The 23,113-nt window shown below is 62.9% G+C and carries 26 protein-coding genes; 5 read left to right on the top strand and 21 right to left on the bottom strand.

What is annotated here, in order from left to right:
- Positions 1 to 3 precede the first annotated feature (3 nt).
- The gene (locus DQW91_RS09480) at positions 4 to 1,101 is read right to left on the bottom strand and encodes a two-component system sensor histidine kinase NtrB (protein ID WP_112663385.1); all 1,098 of its coding nucleotides are present in this window, start codon (positions 1,099 to 1,101) and stop codon (positions 4 to 6) included.
- Complete coding sequence (dusB, locus tag DQW91_RS09475) at positions 1,101 to 2,117, bottom strand: tRNA dihydrouridine synthase DusB (protein ID WP_112663384.1); 1,017 nt, start codon at positions 2,115 to 2,117, stop codon at positions 1,101 to 1,103. The genes DQW91_RS09480 and dusB overlap by 1 nt, the downstream gene beginning before the upstream one ends.
- 133 nt (positions 2,118 to 2,250) lie before the next feature.
- Here dusB and DQW91_RS09470 point away from each other — a divergent pair, with 133 nt between their 5' ends.
- Together DQW91_RS09470 and DQW91_RS09465 are read left to right on the top strand one after the other, a co-directional pair.
- Positions 2,251 to 3,450, top strand: coding sequence for a bifunctional 2-C-methyl-D-erythritol 4-phosphate cytidylyltransferase/2-C-methyl-D-erythritol 2,4-cyclodiphosphate synthase (locus DQW91_RS09470; RefSeq protein ID WP_112663383.1), 1,200 nt, complete (start codon positions 2,251 to 2,253; stop codon positions 3,448 to 3,450).
- Positions 3,447 to 3,941, top strand: a complete 495-nt coding sequence (locus DQW91_RS09465) for a CinA family protein (protein ID WP_112663382.1) — start codon at positions 3,447 to 3,449, stop codon at positions 3,939 to 3,941. The genes DQW91_RS09470 and DQW91_RS09465 overlap by 4 nt, the downstream gene beginning before the upstream one ends.
- On the opposite strand, the gene DQW91_RS09460 is transcribed toward DQW91_RS09465, so the two are convergent.
- From DQW91_RS09460 to DQW91_RS09445, 4 genes are all read right to left on the bottom strand, one after another.
- Positions 3,938 to 4,420, bottom strand: a complete 483-nt coding sequence (locus tag DQW91_RS09460) for a type II toxin-antitoxin system RatA family toxin (protein ID WP_112663381.1) — start codon at positions 4,418 to 4,420, stop codon at positions 3,938 to 3,940. The two genes, DQW91_RS09465 and DQW91_RS09460, sit on opposite strands and share 4 nt — an antisense overlap.
- 3 nt (positions 4,421 to 4,423) lie before the next feature.
- Positions 4,424 to 4,957, bottom strand: coding sequence for an AAA family ATPase (locus DQW91_RS09455; RefSeq protein WP_112663380.1), 534 nt, complete (start codon positions 4,955 to 4,957; stop codon positions 4,424 to 4,426).
- Between the two features lie 7 nt (positions 4,958 to 4,964).
- Positions 4,965 to 5,927 (bottom strand): lipoyl synthase, encoded by a 963-nt coding sequence (gene lipA / locus DQW91_RS09450; protein WP_112663379.1) that lies wholly within the window; start codon positions 5,925 to 5,927, stop codon positions 4,965 to 4,967.
- A gap of 123 nt (positions 5,928 to 6,050) precedes the next feature.
- Positions 6,051 to 6,311: a GlsB/YeaQ/YmgE family stress response membrane protein gene (locus tag DQW91_RS09445; RefSeq protein WP_112663378.1), complete on the bottom strand. Its 261-nt coding sequence runs from the start codon at positions 6,309 to 6,311 to the stop codon at positions 6,051 to 6,053.
- A 387-nt stretch (positions 6,312 to 6,698) separates the two neighbouring features.
- Between DQW91_RS09445 and DQW91_RS09440 the strand changes: the two genes are divergently transcribed.
- Both DQW91_RS09440 and DQW91_RS09435 read left to right on the top strand, forming a co-directional pair.
- On the top strand, positions 6,699 to 8,321 hold the full coding sequence (locus DQW91_RS09440) for an ABC-F family ATP-binding cassette domain-containing protein (protein WP_112663377.1): 1,623 nt from the start codon (positions 6,699 to 6,701) through the stop codon (positions 8,319 to 8,321).
- Between the two features lie 76 nt (positions 8,322 to 8,397).
- Positions 8,398 to 9,282, top strand: coding sequence for an alpha/beta hydrolase (locus DQW91_RS09435; RefSeq protein ID WP_112663376.1), 885 nt, complete (start codon positions 8,398 to 8,400; stop codon positions 9,280 to 9,282).
- 52 nt (positions 9,283 to 9,334) lie between these two features.
- On the opposite strand, the gene lpdA is transcribed toward DQW91_RS09435, so the two are convergent.
- From lpdA to eno, 9 genes are all read right to left on the bottom strand, one after another.
- The gene (gene lpdA / locus DQW91_RS09430) at positions 9,335 to 10,771 is read right to left on the bottom strand and encodes a dihydrolipoyl dehydrogenase (protein WP_112663375.1); all 1,437 of its coding nucleotides are present in this window, start codon (positions 10,769 to 10,771) and stop codon (positions 9,335 to 9,337) included.
- A gap of 50 nt (positions 10,772 to 10,821) precedes the next feature.
- A complete protein-coding gene (locus DQW91_RS09425) occupies positions 10,822 to 11,250 on the bottom strand; it encodes a hypothetical protein (protein ID WP_157961389.1) in 429 nt (142 codons plus the stop codon).
- Positions 11,247 to 12,590 carry a pyruvate dehydrogenase complex dihydrolipoamide acetyltransferase gene (locus DQW91_RS09420; protein ID WP_112663373.1) on the bottom strand — a complete coding sequence of 448 codons (1,344 nt, stop codon included), beginning with the start codon at positions 12,588 to 12,590 and terminating at the stop codon, positions 11,247 to 11,249. Before DQW91_RS09420 ends, DQW91_RS09425 begins: the two co-directional genes overlap by 4 nt.
- Before the next feature lie 26 nt (positions 12,591 to 12,616).
- The gene (locus DQW91_RS09415; protein WP_112663372.1) at positions 12,617 to 12,913 is read right to left on the bottom strand and encodes a DUF5076 domain-containing protein; all 297 of its coding nucleotides are present in this window, start codon (positions 12,911 to 12,913) and stop codon (positions 12,617 to 12,619) included.
- Positions 12,914 to 12,916: 3 nt separating this feature from the next.
- Entirely contained in the window at positions 12,917 to 14,311 is a 1,395-nt protein-coding gene (locus DQW91_RS09410) for a pyruvate dehydrogenase complex E1 component subunit beta (RefSeq protein WP_112663371.1), read from the bottom strand.
- A gap of 56 nt (positions 14,312 to 14,367) precedes the next feature.
- Positions 14,368 to 15,429: a pyruvate dehydrogenase (acetyl-transferring) E1 component subunit alpha gene (pdhA, locus tag DQW91_RS09405; protein WP_112663370.1), complete on the bottom strand. Its 1,062-nt coding sequence runs from the start codon at positions 15,427 to 15,429 to the stop codon at positions 14,368 to 14,370.
- A 172-nt stretch (positions 15,430 to 15,601) separates the two neighbouring features.
- On the bottom strand, positions 15,602 to 15,916 hold the full coding sequence (locus DQW91_RS09400) for an FtsB family cell division protein (protein WP_112663369.1): 315 nt from the start codon (positions 15,914 to 15,916) through the stop codon (positions 15,602 to 15,604).
- A gap of 72 nt (positions 15,917 to 15,988) precedes the next feature.
- Positions 15,989 to 16,513, bottom strand: a complete 525-nt coding sequence (locus DQW91_RS09395; protein WP_112663368.1) for an Hsp20/alpha crystallin family protein — start codon at positions 16,511 to 16,513, stop codon at positions 15,989 to 15,991.
- Positions 16,514 to 16,938: 425 nt separating this feature from the next.
- Complete coding sequence (gene eno / locus DQW91_RS09390) at positions 16,939 to 18,222, bottom strand: phosphopyruvate hydratase (RefSeq protein WP_112663367.1); 1,284 nt, start codon at positions 18,220 to 18,222, stop codon at positions 16,939 to 16,941.
- Between the two features lie 144 nt (positions 18,223 to 18,366).
- Between eno and queF the strand changes: the two genes are divergently transcribed.
- Positions 18,367 to 18,819, top strand: a complete 453-nt coding sequence (queF, locus tag DQW91_RS09385) for a preQ(1) synthase (protein ID WP_112663366.1) — start codon at positions 18,367 to 18,369, stop codon at positions 18,817 to 18,819.
- Here queF and DQW91_RS09380 read toward each other — a convergent pair.
- The 6 genes from DQW91_RS09380 to DQW91_RS09360 all read right to left on the bottom strand — a co-directional run bounded on the left by DQW91_RS09380 (position 18,801) and on the right by DQW91_RS09360 (position 23,113).
- Positions 18,801 to 19,970, bottom strand: a complete 1,170-nt coding sequence (locus DQW91_RS09380; protein ID WP_112663365.1) for an MFS transporter — start codon at positions 19,968 to 19,970, stop codon at positions 18,801 to 18,803. The two genes, queF and DQW91_RS09380, sit on opposite strands and share 19 nt — an antisense overlap.
- A gap of 119 nt (positions 19,971 to 20,089) precedes the next feature.
- Positions 20,090 to 20,926: a 3-deoxy-8-phosphooctulonate synthase gene (kdsA, locus tag DQW91_RS09375; protein ID WP_112663364.1), complete on the bottom strand. Its 837-nt coding sequence runs from the start codon at positions 20,924 to 20,926 to the stop codon at positions 20,090 to 20,092.
- Between the two features lie 127 nt (positions 20,927 to 21,053).
- A complete protein-coding gene (locus tag DQW91_RS09370) occupies positions 21,054 to 21,458 on the bottom strand; it encodes a DUF350 domain-containing protein (protein WP_198411842.1) in 405 nt (134 codons plus the stop codon).
- Positions 21,459 to 21,497: 39 nt separating this feature from the next.
- Positions 21,498 to 22,217 carry a VOC family protein gene (locus tag DQW91_RS09365; RefSeq protein ID WP_281024021.1) on the bottom strand — a complete coding sequence of 240 codons (720 nt, stop codon included), beginning with the start codon at positions 22,215 to 22,217 and terminating at the stop codon, positions 21,498 to 21,500.
- The gene (locus DQW91_RS17210; RefSeq protein ID WP_281024020.1) at positions 22,202 to 22,363 is read right to left on the bottom strand and encodes a VOC family protein; all 162 of its coding nucleotides are present in this window, start codon (positions 22,361 to 22,363) and stop codon (positions 22,202 to 22,204) included. Before DQW91_RS17210 ends, DQW91_RS09365 begins: the two co-directional genes overlap by 16 nt.
- 138 nt (positions 22,364 to 22,501) lie before the next feature.
- Positions 22,502 to 23,113, bottom strand: coding sequence for a hypothetical protein (locus DQW91_RS09360; protein WP_112663362.1), 612 nt, complete (start codon positions 23,111 to 23,113; stop codon positions 22,502 to 22,504).

Genomic DNA, 23,113 nt, shown 5'->3' with positions numbered 1-23,113 from the left:
TCCTCAATGATCCGATCCCCGGCCGTCATCGGCGCGATGCATCGGCAACAGAATTCGGAAGGTTGTGCGGCGGGGAGCGGGGTCGCATTCGATGATCCCGCCGTGATCGCCGACGATCTTCGCAGCGAGAGCAAGCCCGAGGCCGCTCCCTTGCGCCTTCGTCGTCACGAACGGATCGAAAAGATCGCCCACAAGGTCCGAGGGAATGCCCGGCCCGTTGTCGCGAATGCTCACCTCGATAGGCAGGCTGACGCGCTCGCGCGACCCCGGCACTTGCAGGCGCACGCCGGTCCGGAAGGCCGTACCAAGCGCAATCTCGCCATCGGGGCTGTCCATGCCGATGGCTTCAGCCGCGTTCTTGACGAGATTCAGGATGACCTGAATGAGTTGATCGCGGTTCCCCAGAACCGGCGGCAGGGACGGATCGTAGCTCTCGACGAAACGGATATGGCGCGCAAAGCCCGACTGCGCGAGCCGCTTCACATGATCAAGAACCCCGTGGACGTTGACGGGACCGCGCTCGATGGGACGCTCCTCTCCGAAAAGCTCCATGCGCTCGACGAGCTTCACGATCCGGTCCGTCTCGTCGCAAATCAGGCGTGTCAGGAGGCGATCGTCCTCGCCGGCCGACTGCTCCAGCAATTGCGCAGCACCACGGATTCCGGAAAGAGGATTCTTGATCTCATGCGCGAGCATGGCGCCCAGCGCCGTGATCGAGCGCGCGGCCCCACGATGGGTCAATTGACGATCCATCTTCTCGGCAATCGTGCGCTCCTGAAGCATGACAACAACGCCGTCGCTGTGATCGCCCAAAGGCGTCGCAAACACATCGACGATCCGCTCGGCCCCGATGCGTGGGGAGCCGATGTCGATCCGATGCTCGCTGACGCCGGCGCCGCGCTTCCGCACGTCCTCTATCAAGGCGAGGATCGGTGAACCGTAAGGGATGAAATCGTTGAGCCGCTGGCGCTGCATCACGCGCAGGCTCATCTCGAAGAAGACTTCAGCCGCGGAGTTGGCGTTAAGAACGTGACCGTCCTCACCGATTGTCAGCACCGGCAGCGGAAGCGCGTTCATGATGAGATCGCCTCCGCCTCCCATCACGCGGCCTTCCGGTTGGGTCGCGAATACACCTCGCGCAACAAGGCGATCACTTGCTCCGGCATTTCGGACGTCACGAGAGCGAGCCGCTGGGCCGGATCGCCATCGAAACCGGAAGCGGCTGCGACCTCCGCATAGCCCGCCAAATGCTTGCGGGCGTGCCGGATGCCGACCTCGCGCCCATAGAGGGACAGCAAGCCCTCGTAGTGCTCGATTGCGATCTCCGCCATGACGGTGGGTTCCGGGTCCGGCAGGAAACGCCCGTGCAACGCCGCACCGATCTGCCCGACCAGCCACGGACGTCCGACGGCGGCCCGGCCGATCATGACGGCGGATGCGCCGGATGCCGAGAGGCAGCGGCGCGCCTCTTCGACGGATCCGATATCACCGTTGGCGATCACGGGAATCCGCACGGCTTCGACCACCGGCGAAATCGCCCCCCAGTCAGCCTGCCCCTTGTAGAATTGCTGCCGCGTCCGCCCATGAACTGTCACGGCGCTGACGCCGAGATCTTCCGCTCGCCGGACCAGCTCCGGCGCGTTCAGGCTTTGATGATCCCAGCCGAGACGCATCTTGACGGTTACAGGGACTGTCGCCGCGAGAACGCTGGCCTCGATCAGGCGGCAAGCGTGGTCGAGATCGCGCATGAGCGCGGAACCGGCATAGCCGCCGATCACGCGCTTTGCCGGGCAGCCCATGTTGATGTCGATGATGCGCGCGCCCGCCCCCTCGGCGACCTTCACCGCTTCCGACATCCAGCGCGGATCACAGCCGGCAAGCTGCACGACATGAGGCTCGATCCCGGCTCCCTCAGCCCTCAAGACAGCTTCCGATGAACCCTGGACCAGTTCGTCCGAGGCGACCATCTCGGAAACCACGAGGCCTGCCCCAAGGCGCTTGGCGATCCGCCGAAACACGACATCGGTTACGCCGGAGAGAGGTGCAAGAACAGCGTTCGTGCCGATTTGAACCGGCCCGACCTGAAACCCATCGCCTATTTTTTGATCAAATTTCATTCTGCCTACTGAATAACCAAATCCACTGACTGCGCAACCCCTCGAAGTGCGTTTTCACGCCGCAAAGATACGGGGGTTTGCTTTAGCCGAGCGGGGCGCGTAGGACAGCGCCAGTCGCCGGGGCTGCTTTCTCATGACTGTTATCGCTCTCATTGTTGCGGCGGGACGTGGAGTTCGGGCCGGAGAAGGGCTGCCGAAGCAATATCGGCCCCTCGCCGGCCGGACCGTTCTGGAAAGAACACTGACCGCCTTCTTGGCCCATCCCGGAATCGACCGTGTCGTCGTGGTGATTAGTCCCGCCGATAAACGTCTATACGATGACACCGTCCGAATGATCCCGCATGAGATTGCCGGAAAACTGGCGCAACCTGTCGCCGGAGGCGAAACGCGGCAACAATCAGTCCGGAATGGCCTGGAGGCGCTGCCTTCTCTCAATGCCACCATCGTACTGGTCCACGATGCGGCCCGGCCTTTCGCGGATGCGGCGCTGATCGACAGGGCTATCGAGGCGGCAGCAAAATTTGGAGCGGCGGTCCCAGGGGTCGCCGTTACGGATACGATCAAGGTTGTTGGAGCCGAGGAAGAAGTCGTCGCGACGCCGGACCGCGCTAGCCTCAGGGCTATCCAGACACCCCAAGCCTTTCAATTTGCGCCCCTGCTCGATGCCCATCGCAAGGCCCTGGAGAGCGATGCGCTGACCTTCACGGATGACGGCGGTCTCATGGAATGGGCCGGGTACCCCGTCCACGTCTTCGAAGGGGATTCTCTCAACGTGAAGCTCACGAGTTCCAATGATTTCGCTGAAGCCGAAAGGCGACTGAAGGGCGAGCCCATGACTTATCTGACAAAGCTCGGCACGGGCTTCGACGTCCATATTTTCGGCGAGGGAGACCATGTCTGGCTCGGCGGCATCAAGGTTCCGCACAGCCGGGGCGTCGTCGCCCACTCCGATGGCGATGTGATCCTTCATGCCTTGACCGACGCCATTCTCGGCGCGCTGGCCGACGGCGACATCGGCGTGCATTTCCCGCCGAGCGATCCGCAATGGAAAGGGGCCTCGTCAGATCGATTCCTGGCCGACGCTGTTACCCGGGTGCGCCGCCGGGGCGGCATCGTCGATCATCTGGACGCGACCCTGCTCTGTGAAGCGCCCCGCCTAGGGCCGCACCGCGAGGCCATGCGCCGGCGGATCGCCGAGATCGCCGGGATTGGAATCGACAGCGTCTCGCTCAAAGCAACAACGACCGAGAAGCTCGGCTTTACCGGCCGCGGGGAAGGTATCGCGGCCCAGGCGGCGGCGACGATACGCCTGCCGAAGGAGAGCGCTCCATGACCACCCCTGTCCTGCAAGCCCGCGCCGCCGATCTGCTCAAGGCCTATGGGGCCCGGAGATGGAAAATCGCCACCGCTGAGTCCTGCACGGGCGGCCATGTGATTGCCCTTCTGACCGACATCGCCGGTTCTTCCGCCGTGGTGGAGCGCGGGTTCGTGACCTATTCGAACGAGGCGAAGAGCGAACTGATCGGAGTTCCTGCGGAACTGATTGCCGCTCATGGAGCAGTGAGTGAGCCGGTCGCGCGCGCCATGTCGGAAGGGGCGCTGGTCCATTCGCGCGCCGATGTGGCGGTTGGCATCACGGGCATTGCCGGCCCCGGCGGCGGCACGGCGGCAAAGCCCGTCGGGCTGGTGCATTTCGCCTTGAGCGTGAAGGGCCGCCCGACCTTCGCGCTGGAGCGCCGATACGGCGATCTTGGCCGGGAAGCCGTGAGGCGCTCCGCCGTCGAGGACGCTCTCGGACTTCTGGAAAAAGCCCTCGCCGATTAGACCCCGGTCTGATCGGGGCTCGTCAGGGACGGCTTGCCGTAGACGACCCCGGCACGCTTTTCGAACGCTTCTGAGAATTTGTGGAAGGCCTTGTCGAACATGGCTCCCATGAGCATGCCAAGAGCGAAGCTCTTGAACTCGTAGGAAATGTAGAACTCGATATCGCAGCCGGTGTCCGTCGGCTGAAAGCCCCAGCGGTTTTCAAGATACTTGAACGGCCCGTCCACGTATTCGACCTGAATGCGCAAACGCGGACGGTCGAGGGTGACGCGGGTGGTGAAGACTTCCTTGATCGCCTTGTAGCCAACCCCCATCCGCGCCACGAGGGTCTCGATGCCCTCCCCGCTCTGGGTCTTGCGGACGATGCGCAGCGACTCGCACAGCGGCAGGAATTCCGGATAGCGCTCCACGTCCGCCACCAGCTCGAACATCTGGAGCGGCGTATGCGCCACCGGCTGGATGCTGCGGAACGACGGCATGGCTCAGGCGGCTTTCAACAATGCCGGGAGCCCAGCCTCGAAGGCCAGAACCTCAGCCTGCGATGAAAGCAGGAAACCGGCCTGATCTGGCCGCAAGGCGCGCAGGACCGCCAGCATCTTCGGGCGCACTTTTTCCGGATAGGTCCAGATGAAACGGGCGAAAGTCCAGTAATCCCGGTTGAAATATTCTGGGCATCCCTCGCCGAGATCCGCGCGCTCTTTGCGGTAGTTCACGAGGACGCGCCGCACCGCGCGGGCAAGGCACAGCCCTCGAGGCATGTCCAGCATCACGATAGAGGTGGCGCGGGCGACCTGAATACCTGCCGCGTCCGGATACTCGCCGTCCATGATCCAGGCGGGTTTGGCAGCGAGTTCGGCGGCTTGCGCGTCCCATTCATCGGCGTCGGGCTTCACCCAGCCCGGCCGCCAATATTCCCGGTCGAGATGGATCAGCGGCAGGCCGAGACGCTCCGCCATGAGGCGGGCGAGTGTCGTCTTGCCGGCTCCGGGCGAGCCGATGACCAGGATGCGCTGCATCGCTTAATCAGGCTCCGAGCCTTTCGAGGCGCGCCGCCTTCAGTTTCGCGAAATCGTCCCCCGCGTGGTGCGAGGAGCGCGTCAGCGGCGTCGAGGACACCAGCAGGAAGCCTTTGGCGTAAGCGGTGGTCTCGTAGGCCTTGAATTCGGCCGGCTCTACGAAGCGGATCACCGGGTGGTGCTTCTTGGTGGGTTGGAGATACTGACCGATGGTCATGAAATCCACCTCCGCCGAGCGCAGGTCGTCCATGAGCTGGAGCACCTCGTTACGCTCCTCGCCGAGGCCGACCATGATGCCGGACTTGGTGAAGATGGTCGGATCGAGCTCCTTCACGCGCTGCAGCAGGCGGATGGAGTGGAAATAGCGCGCGCCGGGGCGGACCTTGAGGTATTTGGACGGCACAGTTTCGAGATTGTGGTTGAACACGTCGGGCCGCGCCGCGACGACGATTTCGAGCGCGCCGGGCTTGCGCAGGAAATCAGGAGTAAGAATTTCCACCGTGGTCTTGGGCGAGCGGGCGCGGATGGCGTTGATGACATCCGCGAAATGCTGCGCGCCGCCGTCGTCGAGATCGTCCCGGTCGACCGAGGTGATGACCACATGCTCCAGGCCGAGCTTCTCGACGGCCTTCGCCACGCTTTCCGGCTCATGCGGGTCGAGCGCCTGCGGCATGCCGGTCTTCACGTTGCAGAAGGCGCAGGCTCGCGTGCAGGTGTCGCCCATGATCATGAAGGTGGCGTGCTTCTTCTCCCAGCATTCGCCGATGTTGGGGCAGCCCGCCTCCTCACAAACCGTGACGAGCTTGTTCTCGCGCACGATGCGGTTCGTCTCGGCCCATTTGGGCGAGCCGGGCGCCTTCACGCGGATCCAGTCCGGCTTGCGCTGCTGGACAGGCTGATCCGGCCGGTGCGCCTTTTCCGGGTGGCGGGGGCGGTTGTCCCTGTTCAGAAGATCGAGAACGACGGCCATGGAAGCGTGCCCATTGTTGCGAAATGCTCAACCCGTGACTTAAGGGTTTCGGCGCGCGGGTGCAAATGGCGAAATCGCCTGCGGCATGGCCGGTCCTCATCCTGCGAATGGGCGGATGCGGCCCTAGTAGGACGGCCTGCGCCCGGTGATCGCCCGATAGACGACGATCAGCACCGTCGCGCCGAAGATCGCCGCGATCAGCACGCTCCAGAACCCGCTGACCTCGATGCCCGCCAGATTGGCCAGAAACCCGCCGACGAACGCCCCCACGATGCCGAGCAGCATGTTGGTCAAAAGCCCGTGGCTCGATTTCGTGAACCGCTCAGCGACCCAACCGGCGATGACGCCGATCACCAGCATCATGAAGAACCCGACACCTTCCATCACGCCTCTCCTTCGTCGTCCGAAGAATGAACGGCCACGCCCCCTCTTTTGTTGCGCCATTCCATGAGAAGGCGCTCGCGTACAAAGGAGGCAGTTCCTGCCGCCGCAGCACCCATTCGCCTCGTCACCACAATCGGGAGTTTCGCAAATGGAACTCAACAAATTTGAAAGCTATCGCCCATAATCATATGTAGTCATTAGATTTTTTAATTTCAAATACGCCAAATCACCCCGCTTTGGATGACGTGTCTGGTGCCTTCGGTGGTTATGGGTTCCGCTTCCGCCGCAGCTTGGCGCGCGCACAGCTATGACACCGTATGATTGGGACGCACTCGTCGCTGAACGCGGGCCATGCCATAAGGCCGCCCTTCTTCAGGCTCGGGACCCATGATTCGCGTCGAGAACGTTACTAAGCAGAACAGCCACCGGATCCTCTTCATCGAGGCGTCCGCGACCCTTCAGAAGGAAGAGAAGATCGGTCTGGTCGGCCCCAACGGTGCGGGCAAGACAACCCTCTTCCGGATGATCAACAAGGAAGAGGAACCGGACGAGGGCCAGGTGTCCGTCGATCGCGGCGTCACGATCGGCTATTTCAGCCAGGATGTCGGCGAAATGGCGGGCCGGAGCGCCGTGTCCGAGGTGATGGACGGGGCCGGCCCCGTAAGCGAGGTCGCGGCCGAGTTGCGGGAACTTGAAGCCGCGATGGTCGATCCGGAGCGGATGGACGATCTCGACCGGATCGTCGAGCGCTACGGCGAGGTGCAGGCGCGCTATGAGGAACTCGACGGCTACTCCCTCGAGGGCCGCGCGCGGGAGGTTCTCGCGGGGTTAGGCTTTTCCCAGGAGATGATGGACGGCGACGTGGGCGCTTTGTCCGGCGGCTGGAAGATGCGCGTCGCGCTTGCCCGCATCCTCCTCATGCGCCCCGACGTGATGCTGCTCGACGAGCCGAGCAACCATCTCGATCTCGAAAGCCTCATCTGGCTGGAAGGATTCTTGAAGGGTTATGACGGTGCATTGCTCATGACCTCGCACGACCGCGCGTTCATGAACCGCATCGTCAACAAGATCGTCGAGATCGACGGCGGCACGCTGACGACCTATTCCGGCGATTACGAATTCTACGAGCAGCAGCGCGCCCTGAACGAGAAGCAGCAGCAGGCGCAGTTCGAGCGGCAGCAGGCGATGCTCGCCAAGGAGATCAAGTTCATCGAGCGCTTCAAGGCGCGCGCGTCCCACGCCGCGCAGGTGCAGAGCCGCGTCAAGAAGCTGGAAAAGATCGACCGGGTGGAGCCGCCTCGGCGTCGGCAAACCGTGACGTTCGAGTTTCAGCCCGCGCCCCGCTCGGGGGACGACGTGGTCAGTCTGAAGGGCGTCCACAAGCGCTATGGCGGCCGGAGCATCTATGAGGGACTGGACTTCATGGTGCGCCGCAAGGAACGCTGGTGCGTCATGGGCGTTAACGGTGCCGGAAAATCGACCCTGCTGAAGCTGGTCACGGGTTCCGCATCGCCCGACGTGGGAACGGTGACGCTCGGCAGCAGCGTGAAGATGGGCTACTTCGCCCAGCACGCGATGGAGGTTCTGGACGGGGAGCGCACGGTGTTCCAGTGGCTGGAAGACTCGTTCCCGCAGGCGGGCCAAGGCTCGCTGCGCGCGCTCGCCGGATGCTTCGGCTTCTCGGGCGACGATGCGGAAAAGAAATGCCGCGTGCTCTCGGGCGGAGAGAAAGCGCGGCTGGTGATGGCCAAGATGCTCTATGACCCGCCGAATTTCCTCGTGCTCGACGAGCCCACCAACCATCTGGACATGGCGACGAAGGAAATGCTGGTCGAAGCGCTGTCGCGCTATGAAGGCACAATGCTTTTCGTCTCGCACGACCGCCACTTCCTGAGCGCATTGTCCAACCGGGTTCTCGAACTCACGCCGGATGGCATCCACCAGTACGGCGGCGGCTATACGGAATACGTGGCGAGCACAGGCCAGGAAGCGCCGGGCCTGCGGAGTTAATCGCTCGGCGTCCCTCGCAGACCCTTTTCATATCTCGCGCGTTGTTCCGCGCGGGCATTCATGAGAAGGCGAAACGATGGGCCAGAGCGAGATCGATGCCATTCGCACCCTTCTAACCTCCAGGCCCCGGCCCGTCGGGTGGATCGAGCGGCGACAGCGCATCGAGGAGGTAGGCGCGGTTTGGCCCGTCGCAGGCGACATCGTCCTTGAGCCGGTGCAGATTGATGGCTTCTCTGCGGAATGGTCTCTCGCACCGGGAAGCGACGCCTCGCGGGTGCTCCTGTTCTTTCATGGCGGAGGCTATTGCTCGGGCTCCGTTCTGAGCCATCGTCGACTGATCACAGAGGCCGGGCGGGCAGCGGGTATTCGCACGCTTGCTGTCGCTTATCGTCTCGCTCCCGAAAACCCTTTTCCTGCCGCCTTCGATGACGCCAAGGCCGCGTGGCGATTTCTGCTGTCGCAGGGCATCGCGGCTGAGCGCATCGTCGTGGGTGGGGACAGCGCGGGCGGCGGGCTCACGCTGGCGCTGATGACCTCCTTACGCGATGAAAGGGCTCCCCTGCCCGCCTGCGGCTGGCTTATGTCGCCCTGGACAGACCTAACCTTGTCAGGTTCGACCCTCGCCACCAAGGATGCGGTCGACCCGCTCATACACGAAGGCTATCTCGAAGAACTCGCGGCCGCTTATGTTCCTCGAGGCATTGACCGCAAAGACCCGCGCGTGTCGCCGCTCTATGCCGATCTCACCGGTTTGCCGCCGCTTCTCATACAAGTCGGGTCAGCAGAGACGCTGCTCTCCGACGCGACGCGCTTCGCGGAAGCGGCGGGCTCGCAGGACGTCGCTGTGACGCTCGAAATCTGGCCGCACATGATCCACGCCTGGCTCTTATGGAACGCACATCTCAAGCCGGGGCGAGATGCGCTTGCCAACGCAGGCGCATTCATGCGGCGGCACTTTTGATGCAAGCGGAAGATGCCATCACTCCGGCAGGAATGGCACCTTCAGGCTGCGGTCAAACGTGAATCACCCGCCCATACGCATCCAGTACGCTCTTGTGCATCGTCTCGGAGAGCGTCGGGTGCGGGAAGACGGCGTGGATCAGTTCCTCTTCCGTCGTCTCGAGGTTCATCGCGATCACGAAGCCCTGGATGAGCTCGGTGACTTCCGCGCCGATCATGTGCGCGCCGAGCAACTGTCCGGTCTTCTTGTCGAAGATCGTTTTCACCAGGCCGTCCGGCTCGCCGAGCGCGATGGCCTTGCCGTTGCCGACAAAGGGGAAGCGCCCGACGCGGATGTCGTAGCCGGCTTCCTTCGCCTTCGCTTCCGTGAGGCCGACCGAGGCGATCTGCGGGTTGCAATAGGTGCATCCGGGGATCTTGGTCTTTTCCATCGCGTGGGTGTGCAGGCCCTTGATGGTCTCGACGCAGATCACGCCCTCGTGTTCGGCCTTGTGCGCGAGCATCGGCGGGCCTGCCACATCGCCAATGGCGTATATGCCGGGAACGTTGGTGCGCCCGAGGCCATCCGTCACGATGGTGCCGCGCTCGATCTTCACGCCGAGCTTCTCGAGGCCGAGATTTTCGATGTTGCCGACGACGCCGACCGCCGAAATCATGCGCTCGGCGGTGATTTCCTGCGTCCCCTTGCCGTCATCGATGGTGGCGGTAATCGAGTTCGCGCTCTTGACGACCTTCGTCACCTTCGCACCGGTGAGAACCTTGATGCCCTGCTTCTCGAAGCGCTTGCGGGCGAGCGTTGCGATCTCCGCATCTTCCACGGGCAGGATCTGCGGCAACACCTCGACCACCGTCACCTCCGCGCCCATGGTGCGGTAGAACGAGGCGAACTCGATGCCGATGGCACCCGAGCCCATGACGAGGAGCGATTTCGGCATGGCTTGCGGGACCATCGCCTCGAAATAGGTCCAGATCAGCTTGCCGTCCGGCTCGATGCCCGGCAGCGCGCGGGGGCGTGCACCGGTCGCGACGATGATATGCTTCGCGCCATAGGTCCCCTCGCCCAGAATGCCCTTCGGCGCGGGAGCCTGCGGCTGCATGGCCGCCTTCTTCGGCTTGGAGACGACGACCTCGCCAGGCTTCGTAATCGCCGCCTCGCCCCAGATCACATCGACCTTGTTCTTCTTGAGCAGCATGCCGACGCCGCCATTGAGACGGCCCGACACGCCGCGCGAGCGCTGCACGATAGCCGCCGCATCGAAACCGATCTTCTCAGCGGAGAGGCCGTAATCCTTGGCGTGCTCCATGTAATGGTAGATTTCCGCCGAGCGCAGCAGCGCCTTCGTCGGAATGCAGCCCCAGTTGAGACAGATGCCGCCGAGATGCTCGCGCTCGACGACTGCCGTCTTGAACCCGAGCTGCGCCGCGCGGATCGCAGCGACGTATCCGCCGGGACCACCGCCGATGACGATGATGTCGTATTGATTGCTCATATTTTCTCGCTTTCTCGGATCGTCTGGCGAAGCCGATTTTCTTACGCGATCTAGAGTGGAATGGTGTCGAACAGTCGACGATAAAGCCGACGCATGAAGGGGATTTCCGGGATCAGTAGGGATATCGCCGTGAAGGTGAATATCCAAAGGATCATTCCAAAAAAGCCGGGAAGCTGGACGCCGGACGAACCGCCGTCTGTCAGCAGTAGATACGAACCAATCCCGACCAACGGCACGGCTACCAATCTACCTTTGTAGGTTGGCATCAAAATGGAACAAAGCAGAATGGGAACGATAAAAAGAGAGAGCATGACCATGACACCGATCATCGCGAAGTCGAAATCCCGCCCGCCCGGTGTCCAGTAGGATAGGTAAAGTGGCACCCAACCCAATCCTACGAAGATGAAAACCGCTCGTATCTTGCCGAACCAATTTCTTGGCGACATTCCGCGGCGGTTTGTTCTCTCTTCTTCGCTCACACAAGCATCCCCATCGGGTTCTCGATCAGTCCCTTGAAGGCCGACAAGAGTTCCGCGCCGAGCGCGCCGTCGACCACGCGGTGGTCGCAGGAGAGCGTCACGGTCATGGCCTGCACCACTGTCGGGGCGTTGTTCTTCACCACCACGCGCTGCTCGCCCGCGCCGACGGCGAGGATGGTGCCGTGCGGCGGGTTGATGACCGCCTGGAAGTTCTTGATGCCGAACATGCCGAGGTTCGAGACCGCCGTCGTGCCGCCGGTGTATTCCTCGGGCTTGAGGCGGCGGTTGCGGGCGCGGCCCGCGAGGTCCTTCATCTCGGCGGAGATGGCGGTCAGCGTCTTGGTCTCCGCGTTGCGGATGACGGGCGTGAACAGACCGCCCTCGACAGCGACCGCGACGCCAACATCAGAATGCTTGAAGCGAAGGATCCGGTCATCCGCCCACACGGCATTGGCGTGCGGCACGCGCTGGAGCGCAACTGCCATCGCCTTGATGACGAAATCGTTCACCGAAAGCTTGAAGGCGGGCTTGCCGTCCTTGTCCTTCGGCGCGCCAGCGTTGATCTGCTCGCGCATTGCAAGCAGCGCATCGAGCTCGCAATCGAGCGAGAGATAGAAATGAGGCACCGTCTGCTTGGATTCGACGAGGCGCTTGGCAACGGTCTTGCGCATGCCGTCGAGGGGGATCTCCTCGTAGGTGCCGGGCTCGAACATCGCCTTGACCTGATCGGCGCTGGGGTTCGCCGCGAGCGACGCGGCGGCAGCAGCCGGAGCACCGGCAGGCGCGGCCGCGCGCTTGACGCCGCCGCCGGCAATCGCCGCGCGCACGTCCTTCTCGATGATGCGGCCATGCGGGCCGGTGCCCTGCACGGCCGAAATGTCGATGCCCGCATCCTTGGCGATGCGCTTGGCGAGCGGCGACGCGAAGACGCGCGCGCCGGTGGCGGCAGCCTTCGGAGCGGGAGCCGGGGCGCTCGCTGCGGGGGCGGCCACAGCAGCCGGTGCCGGGGCTTCAGCTTTCGGCGCAGGCGCGGCAGAGGCGGGAGCCGGAGCGGGAGCAGCGCCAGCACCGGAGGCGGCGACCGACTTCGGGTCTTCCCCCTCGCCTGCGATCAGCGCGATGAGCTGGTTCACGGGAACGTCGGCGGAGCCTTCCGGCACCACGATCTTGGCGAGGACGCCTTCATCCACCGCCTCGACTTCCATCGTGGCCTTGTCGGTTTCGATCTCGGCGATCACATCGCCGGCTTTGATCGTGTCGCCTTCCTTCTTCAACCACTTGGCAAGGTTGCCCTTTTCCATGGTTGGCGAGAGAGCGGGCATCAGGACGTTGATGGGCATGGCGTTTTAGATCCTGAGCAAAAATTTCAGTTGAGAGATTGGGTCGTGCCGGGATCGGAGGGATTTTCGAGCTCGGCCTGAATTCCGGAAACGATTTCGGCCAGGGCTTCCTCCTCCGAGAGGTCGGTTTCCATGGCGTAGATGCGCGCGGCGTGACGGGCGAGATCGACGAGAAGCACGCCCCAGGTGAACGGATCGTCGAAGGCGCGGCGCAAAGCGATGCTCACCGCGCCCTCTACCACCGAAGCCCGCAGGATCTCGACGCCGCCCTTTTCGACAGCGTCAGGAGGAACGTTGAGGGCCTCGAATTTCCGTTCAGCCATAGATCACCGATACGTCACGGCCTTCACGGCCTGCACCACCTCGCCCACATTCGGCAGGGCGAGCTTTTCGAGGTTCGCGGCGTAGGGCATGGGCACGTCCTTGCCGGTGACGCGGATCACGGGAGCGTCGAGATAATCGAACGCATTCTCCATGATGCGCGCGGCGATTTCAGCGCCGACGCCGGATTGCGGATAGCCCTCTTCCACCGTGATGCAGCGGCCCGTCTTGATGACGGAGGCGACGACGGTTTCGATGTCCATCGGGCGGATAGTGCGAAGATCGATGATCTCCACATCGATGCCTTCCTTCGCCAGCTCTTCCGCCGCCTTGATGGCGTAGGTCATGCCGATGCCGAAGGAGACGATGGTCGCGTCCTTGCCCTGGCGATGGATGCGCGCCTTGCCGATGGGGATCGTGAAATCGTCCATCACCGGCACGGGGAAGGACTGGCCGTAGAGGATCTCGTTTTCGAGGAACACGACCGGGTTCGCATCGCGAATGGCGCTCTTGAGCAGGCCCTTCGCATCCGCCGCCGAATACGGCATCACCACCTTCAGGCCGGGAATGGCCGAATACCATGCCGCGTAATCCTGGCTGTGCTGCGCCCCCACGCGCGCCGCCGCGCCGTTCGGGCCGCGGAACACGATGGGCGCGCCGAGCTGGCCGCCGGACATGTAGAGGGTCTTGGCCGCCGAGTTGATGATCTGGTCAATCGCCTGCATGGCGAAGTTGAAGGTCATGAACTCGACGATGGGGCGCAGGCCCGTGAACGCCGCGCCGACGCCGATACCGGCAAAGCCGTGCTCGGTGATCGGCGTATCGACAACGCGCTTTGCCCCGAATTCCTGCAGGAGACCCTGCGTGACTTTGTAGGCGCCCTGATACTCCGCAACTTCTTCGCCCATGACGAAGACATTGCCGTCACGGCGCATCTCTTCCGCCATCGCATCGCGCAGCGCCTCGCGGACGGTCATCGACACCATTTCCGTGCCCGCCGGGACTTCCGCACCGGCGTCATAGGCGACTTGCGGCGCGGCGGGAGCCGCAGGAACGGTCGCCGGGGCCTCGCTCACGACCGGAGCGGCGGGAGCCGCCGCAGGCGCGGCCACGAGATCGGGCATCTTCGCGTTGGCGGCGGCGGTGGCCAGATCCTCCCCCTCGCCTGCCAGAACCGCGATGGGCGTGTTCACGGCAACGTTGTCGGTGCCGTCACCGACGAGGATCTTGGCGAGAACGCCTTCGTCCACCGCCTCGACTTCCATCGTCGCCTTGTCGGTTTCGATTTCGGCCAGCACGTCGCCGGGCTTGACCTTGTCGCCTTCTTTTTTCAGCCACTTGGCCAGTTTGCCCTGCTCCATCGTCGGGGAGAGCGCGGGCATGAGAATGTCGATCGCCATAGAAGACTCGTTTATCCAGTTATGCTTTCGGCGAATTCTTCAAAGCGCGGGAGCGCTCAGAGGAGAATGTCGGTGTAAAGCTCGGACGGATCGGGCTCCGGATCGTGCGTGGCGAATTCGGCTGCCTCGTTGACGATCTCGCGCACCTTGCCATCGATGACCTTCAGCTCGTCTTCCGACAGCTTCCAGCTTTCCAGAAGGCGGCGGCGCACCTGCTCGATGGGATCGTGCTCCTCGCGCATGCGGGTCACCTCGTCCTTCGTGCGATACTTCGCCGGATCGGACATGGAGTGGCCGCGATAGCGGTAGGTCTGCATCTCGAGGATGTACGGGCCCTTGCCGGAGCGCGCATGTTCGATGGCGCGCTGGCCCGCCGCGTAGACCGCGCGGACGTCCATACCATCCACCTGCTCACCCGGAATGCCGAAGGACACGCCGCGCTTCGAAAAGTCCGTCTGCGCCGAGGCGCGGCTGACCGCCGTGCCCATCGCGTAACGGTTGTTCTCGATCACGTAGACGACCGGCAGTTTCCAGAGCTGCGCCATGTTGAAGCTTTCGTAGACCTGGCCCTGGTTGGCCGCGCCGTCGCCGAAATAGGTGAGGCAGACATTGCCGTTGTCGCGATAATGGTTCGCGAAGGCGATGCCGGTGCCGAGCGACACCTGCGCGCCCACGATGCCGTGGCCGCCGTAGAAATGCTTCTCTTTCGAGAACATGTGCATCGAGCCGCCCTTGCCTTTCGACAAGCCGCCACGACGCCCGGTGAGTTCGGCCATGACGCCCTTGGCGTCCATGCCGCAGGCCAGCATGTGGCCGTGATCGCGATAGCCCGTGATGAGCTGATCGCCCTCTTTCGTCGCCATCTGCATGCCGACGACCACCGCTTCCTGCCCGATATAGAGATGGCAGAAGCCGCCGATGAGGCCCATGCCGTACATCTGGCCGGACTTCTCTTCGAAACGGCGGATCAGGAGCATGTCGCGGTAAGCCGACAGATCCTCATCCTTGCTGAATTGCGGGGTGTTGGGAGCGGCTTTGCGCGCCGCGCTCTTATTGGAAATGGACTTGTTAGCCGCGCCGGATGCGACGCGGCCCGCCTTGCGGGCAGCAACAGCCATCGGGTCCTCCGAAGGGTTTCCTCAGACAAAAGTTTTATCGCAGGCCAAGGCGGAAATCGAGGGGGTTAAAAAAGAGTTTACATAAAAAGGTGAACGAATTAACGCTCTGAAATTAAACTAGAAAATACCGATCAACTGATTTTCAGTTAATTAGAAATTTGGGAGTAATCGCTCACTGACCCGTCATGATGACGAGATCGTTGCGGTGCACACGTCCGAGCATGACGCGCGCTCTCTCCTCGAGAAGATCGCGGTCGATCTGATCGCTGCGCAAAAGCGCTATGCGGCGCTCCCAATTGGCACGGTCCGCCTTCAGTCCGTTGAGCTCGTTCGTAAAGTCGGCGGCGAGCGCCTCATATTGCTCGCGCGCCTGCGCACCGCGCGCACCTGTCTGCGCGTGATGGAGGAAATAGCCGACGACCCCAGCCGAGATGCAGTAGAGCATCAGCGGGATCAGGACTCTTCTGGCGCGTCTGCGAACAACCATAAGGAGAGACATACAGACACATGGTTAAGAAGCCGTTAGGGCGCCGCCATTCTTCTTCCATCACAGCGGCTTTCAAGCGCCGAACGGACCGCTCGCGCCGCCAGGCCCGCCGGATTGCACCTCGATCTTGCGGGAGCGTTCCTGCTCCTTGCCCTTCGGCAGAACGACACTCAACACGCCGTTCTCGAACTTCGCCTTCACCTCTTCGGGATTGATGGCATAAGGCAGGCGCAGCGCGCGCTGGAAGGTACCGAAGGACCGCTCCATGAAATGGTAGTCTTCCTTGTCTTCCTTGGTTTCGGACTTCTTCTCGGCCCGGATGGTCAACATCCCGTCATCGAACCGGACGTCGATGTCCTTCTCGTTCACGCCCGGCAACTCGGCGCGGACGCGCACTTCCTTGTCGGTCTCGCTCACATCCATCTGCGGCATCAGCATCCCGGCACTCTGCTGCCCGCCTGAGGTGAGCATGTTGCCCCGCATCATGTCGTCGAACATGCGGTTCATCTCGCGGTTCATGGACAGGAACGGATCGCGACCGAACCCCGATTCCATCAAACCGCCAAAGCCGTAGGGGGACAGTGGATTACGCGCCATGACTTCCTCCTTGCTCGATTGCACGCCGTTCAGGCGTTCAGCTTCTCAACGCCGCATCCGGGGCGCGGTTTCTTGGCTAAGTGGAAATCTTGACCTTTGAGGCGCGACTTATCGGTTGAGGCGGAAAATGAGAGCCTAGAGCGTCACTCTGGGAGTGAGCGCAGCGAGAGCTCGGAATGACGGGGGCACGCTGCACGCTGCGTCATTCCGGGGCGCCACCCTGGTGCGAGCCCGGAACCCAGACCTGCTGACGCTGCCTGATCTCTCTCACCCGCAGCCGTTGCGTCTTATTCGGGAACGTTAGTGTTTATGGGTTCCGGGCTCCGCTTCGCGGCCCCGGAATGACAGCGACACGCGGCAAAAAAGAGAATGGCCGGGGCGAGGCCCGGCCATTTTCTTGAAGAAACTGATGTTTGAGAAACGATTTAAGCCAGCGCCTTCAGCGCGGCACGGCCAGCGTAGCGGGCCTGTTCGCCGAGCTCTTCCTCGATGCGGATGAGCTGGTTGTACTTGGCCAGCCGGTCGGACCGGGCCAGCGAGCCGGTCTTGATCTGCCCGCAATTCGTCGCGACGGCGAGGTCGGCGATCGTCGCATCTTCCGTCTCGCCGGAGCGGTGAGACATGACGGCGGTGTAGCCCGCGCGCTGGGCCATATCGACGGCGGCCAGCGTCTCCGTGAGCGAGCCGATCTGGTTCACCTTCACGAGGAGCGAGTTGGCGACGCCCTTCTTGATGCCCTGCGAGAGGCGGTTGACGTTCGTCACGAACAGATCGTCGCCGACGAGCTGGCACTTGGAGCCGATGAGATCGGTGACGGCCTTCCAGCCCTCCCAATCGTCTTCCGACATGCCGTCCTCGATGGTGGCGATGGGATAGGCGGCCACGAGCTTGGCGAGATATTCCGCCTGCTGCTGCGGCGAGAGCTTTTTGCCTTCGCCTTCATAAACATAAGCGCCGTTCTTGAAGAATTCGGTTGCGGCACAATCGAGACCGATCACCATGTCCTGGCCCGGCTTGTAGCCAGCCTGCTCGATGGACTTCATGATGAAGTCGAGAGCGGCTTCCGCGCTCGGCAGGTTGGGGGCGAAACCGCCCTCGTCGCCCACATTGGTATTGTGGCCGGCGTCTTTCAGAGCCTTCTTGAGCGTATGGAATACCTCGGCGCCCATGCGTACGGCTTCCGACAGCGTCGGCGCGCCGACGGGCATGATCATGAATTCCTGGAAGTCGATGGGGTTGTCCGCATGCGCGCCGCCATTGATGATGTTCATCATCGGCACCGGCAGCACGCGGGCCTGCGTTCCGCCCACATAGCGATAGAGCGGCAGGGAGCAGGCATCCGCAGCGGCCTTGGCGACGGCTAGCGACACGCCGAGAATGGCGTTCGCGCCGAGGCGGCTCTTATTCGGCGTGCCGTCGAGCTCGATCATCGTCTCGTCGATGAAAACCTGCTCCTCGGCATCCATGCCGCCGATGGCGTCGAGAATCTCGTTGTTGACCGCGTCGATCGCCTTCAGGACGCCCTTGCCGAGATACTTGGACTTGTCGCCGTCGCGCAGCTCGACCGCCTCGTGAGCGCCGGTCGAAGCGCCGGAGGGAACGGCGGCGCGGCCCAGGGAGCCATCCTCAAGCGTCACGTCCACCTCGACGGTGGGGTTGCCACGGCTGTCGAGAATTTGACGGGCATGGACGTCGATGATCGCTGTCATGAAAAAAGGCTCCTGAAGTCGGACAAGGCCATTGCGGCCAAAAGCACCATGCGAGGCTTATTGACCGAAACGCCGGATCGGGCAAGGACGCTACCTGCATCGCACCGCGAAAATCCAAAGCTCAATTGCTGAAGGCCCAGACCCATGACGGATACCTCGCTCCAGCTCGGCCACGCCACGGCGCAGCCGCAATCCCCCGAGGAAGCGACCCTCGACCGGGTGCCGAACCCGCATCAGGACACGGATTACGTGGCCCGCTTTACCTGCCCGGAATTCACCTCGCTCTGCCCGGTCACCGGCCAGCCCGATTTCGCGCTTCTGGTCATCGATTACGTGCCGGGGCCGTGGCTCGTGGAATCGAAGTCGCTGAAGCTCTACCTCCACAGCTTCCGCAACCACGGGGCGTTCCACGAGGATTGCACCGTCGCCATCGGCAAGAGGCTGAACGAGCTTCTTGAGCCACGCTTCCTGCGCATCGGCGGCTACTGGTACCCGCGCGGAGGCATTCCCATCGATGTGTTCTGGCAGACCGGCGAGATGCCGAAGAACCTCTGGCTGCCCGATCAGGGCGTCGCGCCCTATCGCGCCCGAGGCTGAGCGGGGCGCGACAGCACGTAAGCGGCGGTGAGGCCGAGGCTCGCGATGACGAGCGCGGCTATCATCGTCGAGGCGGTGAGGCCGATGGACCGCAGACCCACGCCCATGACCACCACGCCAAGCGCCTGACCGCCGAAGAACGAGAAGGCATGCAGCGCCACGGCAGAAGCGCGCGCTTGCGGGGCGACCTCAGTCACCTGGGCCTGGAACGTGTTGTGCAGCATGTAGAAGCCGAGGCCCATCAGCAGCATGGCCAGCGCATCGACCTTCCAATCGGCTCCAAAGCCCATGATAACAAGCGCCGCCGCTGCGAAAAGCCCACCCGCCGCCAGAATGCGGGTGATGCCGAGGCGGCGAAGCATCCATGACACCAAAGCCGAATAGACCAGCCCGCCGATGGCAAAGCCGCCGATGGCGAAGCCCGCCTGCGCCGCCCCGCCCCCGCCGCGCTCATCGAGGAGCGGTGCGAGATAGGGAAAGATGCCGAAGATCGAGATCGCCTCGATGAAGACGAATCCGAAAAGGGCCAGCGCGCGCGGATTGGAGAGAATGTCGCCGTAGCGGCGGCCCGCCGCCCTCAAGTCGAACTTCCCGCCGGGAGGCGCGCCGCGAAAGCCGATCAGTGTGGATGTAAGCGCAAGCGCCATCATGCCGGTCGAGAGCGTGAACACGCCGCGCCAACCGACGATCTCCGCCAGGAGGCCCGCGAAGGACGATCCTGCGAGCTGGCCGACGATCACAGCCACGAGATAGCGGCTCAAGGCCAACTGCCTCTGCGCCACGTCCACCCTGTCACCGATGAGCGCGATGGAAAGCGGTATCGCGCCGCCCGCCGCCGCGCCTGCGACGATGCGAAGGCCGAACAATGTGTGCGCGTCGGGCGCGAAGATCGAGCAGGTGAGCGCGATGAAGAGAATGGACAGCGCCACCTTCATGACCCGCTCCTTGCCGAGCGCATCGCCGATGGGCCCGAGGATCGGCTGGATGAAGGCATATGGCAGGGTGAACGCCGCCGACAGGAGCGCAATGGTCTGCGGGCTCGTGTGAAGATCCCGCGCGATGATGCCGACCATCGGCTCGACGGCCCGCGAGGAGAACGTTCCCGCAAAGCCGCTGGTACCGAGGATCAGGATCAGGTTGCGAGGAGACATGACGCCCTGCCGTTCGCGTAAGAAGCCGGATGTTGCATATCACGGCCACGCGACAGGGCGACCCGCGGGAATGCAGACCTCCCTGCCCTCAGCGCATAACGCGGCAGGCGTTTTAAGCGTTAAGCCTTGGCCAGCGCGTCGAAGGCCTTCAGCTGGGACAGAAGTGCCTCCATCTCCTTCAGCGGCACCATGTTGGGGCCGTCGGAGGGGGCCTTGTCCGGGTCCTGATGCGTCTCGATGAAGACGCCCGCGACGCCGACGGCGACAGCCGCACGGGCCAGAACAGGCACGAACTCCCGCTGGCCTCCCGTCGTCGTGCCCTTGCCGCCTGGCTGCTGCACGGAATGGGTGGCGTCGAAAATCACCGGCGCGCCGGTCTCGGCCATGATCGGCAGCGCGCGCATGTCGGACACAAGCGTGTTGTAGCCGAAAGACGCGCCGCGCTCGGTGAGCATCACGTTCGGGTTGCCTGCGCTCGTCACTTTCGCCGCGACATTCGCCATGTCCCACGGTGCGAGGAACTGCCCCTTCTTCACGTTGACCACCTTGCCGGTCTTGGCGGCCGCAACGAGAAGGTCCGTCTGGCGGCACAGGAAGGCCGGGATCTGCAAAATGTCCACGACCTCGGCCACAATGGCGCATTGCTCGTTTTCATGGACGTCGGTGAGAACGGGAAGCCCGAGCTTCTCCTTCACCTCCGCGAAAACCGCCATCGCCTTGTCGAGGCCGATGCCGCGCCCGCTGGACGCCGACGTGCGGTTCGCCTTGTCGAAGGACGACTTATAGACGAGCCCGATGCCGAGCTTCGTCGTGATCTCCTTCAGGGCACTCGCCATTTCGAGGGCGTGCTCGCGGCTCTCCATCGCGCAGGGTCCGGCGATGATGCTGAGCGGGAGATGATTGCCGAAGCGGACGGAGCCAGCTTCGACCACGGAGGATGAGGTCTGTTTCGTCATGGCCCGTGACCTAGCCTGTTTGGCGCGAAAGGGCAAAGGGGGAATGGGGGCGACAGGATCCCCCCATTCTCAAGCCTTCCCGTCATTCCAAGGCCGCGGACGGAGCTCGGGATGACGGCGGCAATGCTTAAAACGTCATCGCCGAGGCGTTGATGATGCCCGCCGAGAGCGAGGCCGCGCCGAGGAACAGGGCCGCCGCCATTTCGCCTGAGGCGATGCGCTGCGACAAATTCGGCATGACGATACGCACAAGCCAATAGACGAGGATTTGCACCGACATCGCCACCAGACCCCAGACGAGACAATCGACGATGGTCTGCGCGTGGACGATGGCGCTGGCGAGGGGCAGCGCGAAGCCGACAAGGCTGAAGCCGAGGGCTGTCGCCGCCGAGATCACGTTCTCCCGGATCAGGGCGAACTCGTTGTGCATCGTCGCGAGAGTGTAGATCGTCAGGTAAAGCGCCACGAGAGCGGTGGCGATGACGAAAAAGATCAGAAAGTCGGGCAGGCCCGCCAGAGATGAAGCCACGATGAGTTCCCCCAGAACACGTCTTTGATTCGTGGGCCGATCTTACGTTGCCTCGAACGCAATCGCGACGCCGAAAGCGGCACTGGCGGGGATAACGAGGCGCGTTCCGATGAACTGGTAGGGAATTTTGGCCGCATCCAGCCTTTTCGCCTGCGCGGGGAGGTCCGCAAGGCGCGCGCCAAAGGCCACAAAACCGGGCTCGTTCGAATCGATCTCAACCGGCCCGTAAATCTCGCCCGCAACGTCGGGTGTCAAGAGATCGACGTGCCCGCGCGCAAGGGGGTACGTGAAATCGTGCACATCGGGCTCCGCCGGTGCAACGTCGGTGAAGGCGCTCAGGAACGCGACATGCCGCTCAGGTTGCGGCGCGGCCAGAGCCACGGCGGACAGGCCGGTTGCCCCGTTCTCATGCACCTGAAAAGCCGGATTCCAGAAGTTTTCCGGGTAATGATGCTGGCACACGAAGAAGCCCGCGCGAGGAGCGCCTTCGAGAGCGGCAAAGGCCAGGGTGAAAGCCACCTTGGTCTCGGTGCCGTCGGGCTTCTTGCCGATCCGCTCGAAATGAAACGGCTCGAACGCACCGATGCCTTTCCGCGAGAAATTGGCCGCGTCCGCTTTGGAATCCGGGCTCTGAAGAACCAGCATAGCGAGGCCTTCGCGAGCGAGAAGGTAATCCCGCACGAAAGCTCCGAAGCTGAACTGGCCTTGCTTGTGCGGAGGGATCTGAGCGCCCTCGCCCACCGTGATCAGCTCCAGAAACATGCCGGGAAACTGCACCAAAGCCGGTTCTCAGTGCCCCACGAATGCCGGTTGCGCGCGCCGACCTGAAAGCCGAGACGCCGATAGAAATCGGCCGCCTTGTCGAGGTCGTGAACGGCAATGACGAGGTGATCGATCCGGCGGGGCATCAAGCTCTTTCCTGAACGCTGCGCACGTAACCTAGGGCAGCGGTCCAAATCGTAACATGGGCAAGAATAAAAAACGCCGACAGGATCTTCCTGCCGGCGCATGTTCTTCACCGAGCCATTTCTGGAAACTGTGTTCTTTTATTCACCCTGCTCTTCGAAATAATCATCGAAGATTTCAATGGCTTCAGTCGGCGGAAAAGAGTTGTCGGGCCAGGGCTCGCCAGGAGCCAGGAGTTGCGGGCTGATCCCCTCGATCTTGGTCTCGACGTCGAATTCCCCGAAAATGTGGGTCAGCTTCGTCAATGTGATGGCATGGAGAAGGTCGTCCGCAATCTGGCTTTCCGAACGAAGGATGAACCAGACATCGAGCCCTCCGTCTTCGCCTTCTTCGAAAACGATCCGGATGTTTCCGGGCCCGGCCTCGACACCGCCCATGACGATGGTGCTGTCGCTCGGCTTCCTTTGCCGAAACGGGACGATCTGCCAGCCTGCAACCTCGGGAGCGGCATCGATCAAATCAATGACGGCCTCGAACTTCTCGATGTCGCCTCCGGCACTGATGACGAGCTGCATCTCGTCCCCGTCGACGCCCATCTCGGCGATCAGGCCGGGAGACGCCTTGGACAACTGGTCCTGCATCGCATCGAATGATGCGCGCCATTCAGGCGAGTTGAAACGCTCCGGGCTGTCGATGACGAGCTTGTTGCCGTGGGACGTGAACCAGTCCCAAAAGGTTTGAGAGTTTGCCAT

This window comes from Microvirga flavescens (genome assembly GCF_003290125.1).
Lineage (GTDB): Bacteria > Pseudomonadota > Alphaproteobacteria > Rhizobiales > Beijerinckiaceae > Microvirga > Microvirga flavescens.
This window is presented reverse-complemented; position numbering and strand designations above follow the sequence as displayed.

Excerpts from the sequence above, each read along its gene's own strand:
- DQW91_RS09465 (WP_112663382.1), top strand. The coding sequence starts at position 3,447 with ATGACCACCCCTGTCCTGCAAGCCCGCGCCGCCGATCTGCTCAAGGCC.
- dusB (WP_112663384.1), bottom strand. The coding sequence starts at position 2,117 with ATGAAATTTGATCAAAAAATAGGCGATGGGTTTCAGGTCGGGCCGGTT.
- DQW91_RS09460 (WP_112663381.1), bottom strand. The coding sequence starts at position 4,420 with ATGCCGTCGTTCCGCAGCATCCAGCCGGTGGCGCATACGCCGCTCCAG.
- DQW91_RS09435 (WP_112663376.1), top strand. The coding sequence starts at position 8,398 with ATGGGCCAGAGCGAGATCGATGCCATTCGCACCCTTCTAACCTCCAGG.
- DQW91_RS09380 (WP_112663365.1), bottom strand. The coding sequence starts at position 19,970 with ATGTCTCCTCGCAACCTGATCCTGATCCTCGGTACCAGCGGCTTTGCG.
- lipA (WP_112663379.1), bottom strand. The coding sequence starts at position 5,927 with ATGGCCGTCGTTCTCGATCTTCTGAACAGGGACAACCGCCCCCGCCAC.
- DQW91_RS09455 (WP_112663380.1), bottom strand. The coding sequence starts at position 4,957 with ATGCAGCGCATCCTGGTCATCGGCTCGCCCGGAGCCGGCAAGACGACA.
- eno (WP_112663367.1), bottom strand. The coding sequence starts at position 18,222 with ATGACAGCGATCATCGACGTCCATGCCCGTCAAATTCTCGACAGCCGT.
- DQW91_RS09410 (WP_112663371.1), bottom strand. The coding sequence starts at position 14,311 with ATGGCGATCGACATTCTCATGCCCGCGCTCTCCCCGACGATGGAGCAG.
- kdsA (WP_112663364.1), bottom strand. The coding sequence starts at position 20,926 with ATGACGAAACAGACCTCATCCTCCGTGGTCGAAGCTGGCTCCGTCCGC.
- pdhA (WP_112663370.1), bottom strand. The coding sequence starts at position 15,429 with ATGGCTGTTGCTGCCCGCAAGGCGGGCCGCGTCGCATCCGGCGCGGCT.
- DQW91_RS09415 (WP_112663372.1), bottom strand. The coding sequence starts at position 12,913 with ATGGCTGAACGGAAATTCGAGGCCCTCAACGTTCCTCCTGACGCTGTC.
- DQW91_RS09400 (WP_112663369.1), bottom strand. The coding sequence starts at position 15,916 with ATGGTTGTTCGCAGACGCGCCAGAAGAGTCCTGATCCCGCTGATGCTC.
- lpdA (WP_112663375.1), bottom strand. The coding sequence starts at position 10,771 with ATGAGCAATCAATACGACATCATCGTCATCGGCGGTGGTCCCGGCGGA.
- DQW91_RS09395 (WP_112663368.1), bottom strand. The coding sequence starts at position 16,513 with ATGGCGCGTAATCCACTGTCCCCCTACGGCTTTGGCGGTTTGATGGAA.
- DQW91_RS17210 (WP_281024020.1), bottom strand. The coding sequence starts at position 22,363 with ATGCCCCGCCGGATCGATCACCTCGTCATTGCCGTTCACGACCTCGAC.
- DQW91_RS09480 (WP_112663385.1), bottom strand. The coding sequence starts at position 1,101 with ATGGGAGGCGGAGGCGATCTCATCATGAACGCGCTTCCGCTGCCGGTG.
- queF (WP_112663366.1), top strand. The coding sequence starts at position 18,367 with ATGACGGATACCTCGCTCCAGCTCGGCCACGCCACGGCGCAGCCGCAA.
- DQW91_RS09440 (WP_112663377.1), top strand. The coding sequence starts at position 6,699 with ATGATTCGCGTCGAGAACGTTACTAAGCAGAACAGCCACCGGATCCTC.
- DQW91_RS09365 (WP_281024021.1), bottom strand. The coding sequence starts at position 22,217 with ATGTTTCTGGAGCTGATCACGGTGGGCGAGGGCGCTCAGATCCCTCCG.
- DQW91_RS09360 (WP_112663362.1), bottom strand. The coding sequence starts at position 23,113 with ATGGCAAACTCTCAAACCTTTTGGGACTGGTTCACGTCCCACGGCAAC.
- DQW91_RS09470 (WP_112663383.1), top strand. The coding sequence starts at position 2,251 with ATGACTGTTATCGCTCTCATTGTTGCGGCGGGACGTGGAGTTCGGGCC.
- DQW91_RS09420 (WP_112663373.1), bottom strand. The coding sequence starts at position 12,590 with ATGCCCATCAACGTCCTGATGCCCGCTCTCTCGCCAACCATGGAAAAG.
- DQW91_RS09445 (WP_112663378.1), bottom strand. The coding sequence starts at position 6,311 with ATGGAAGGTGTCGGGTTCTTCATGATGCTGGTGATCGGCGTCATCGCC.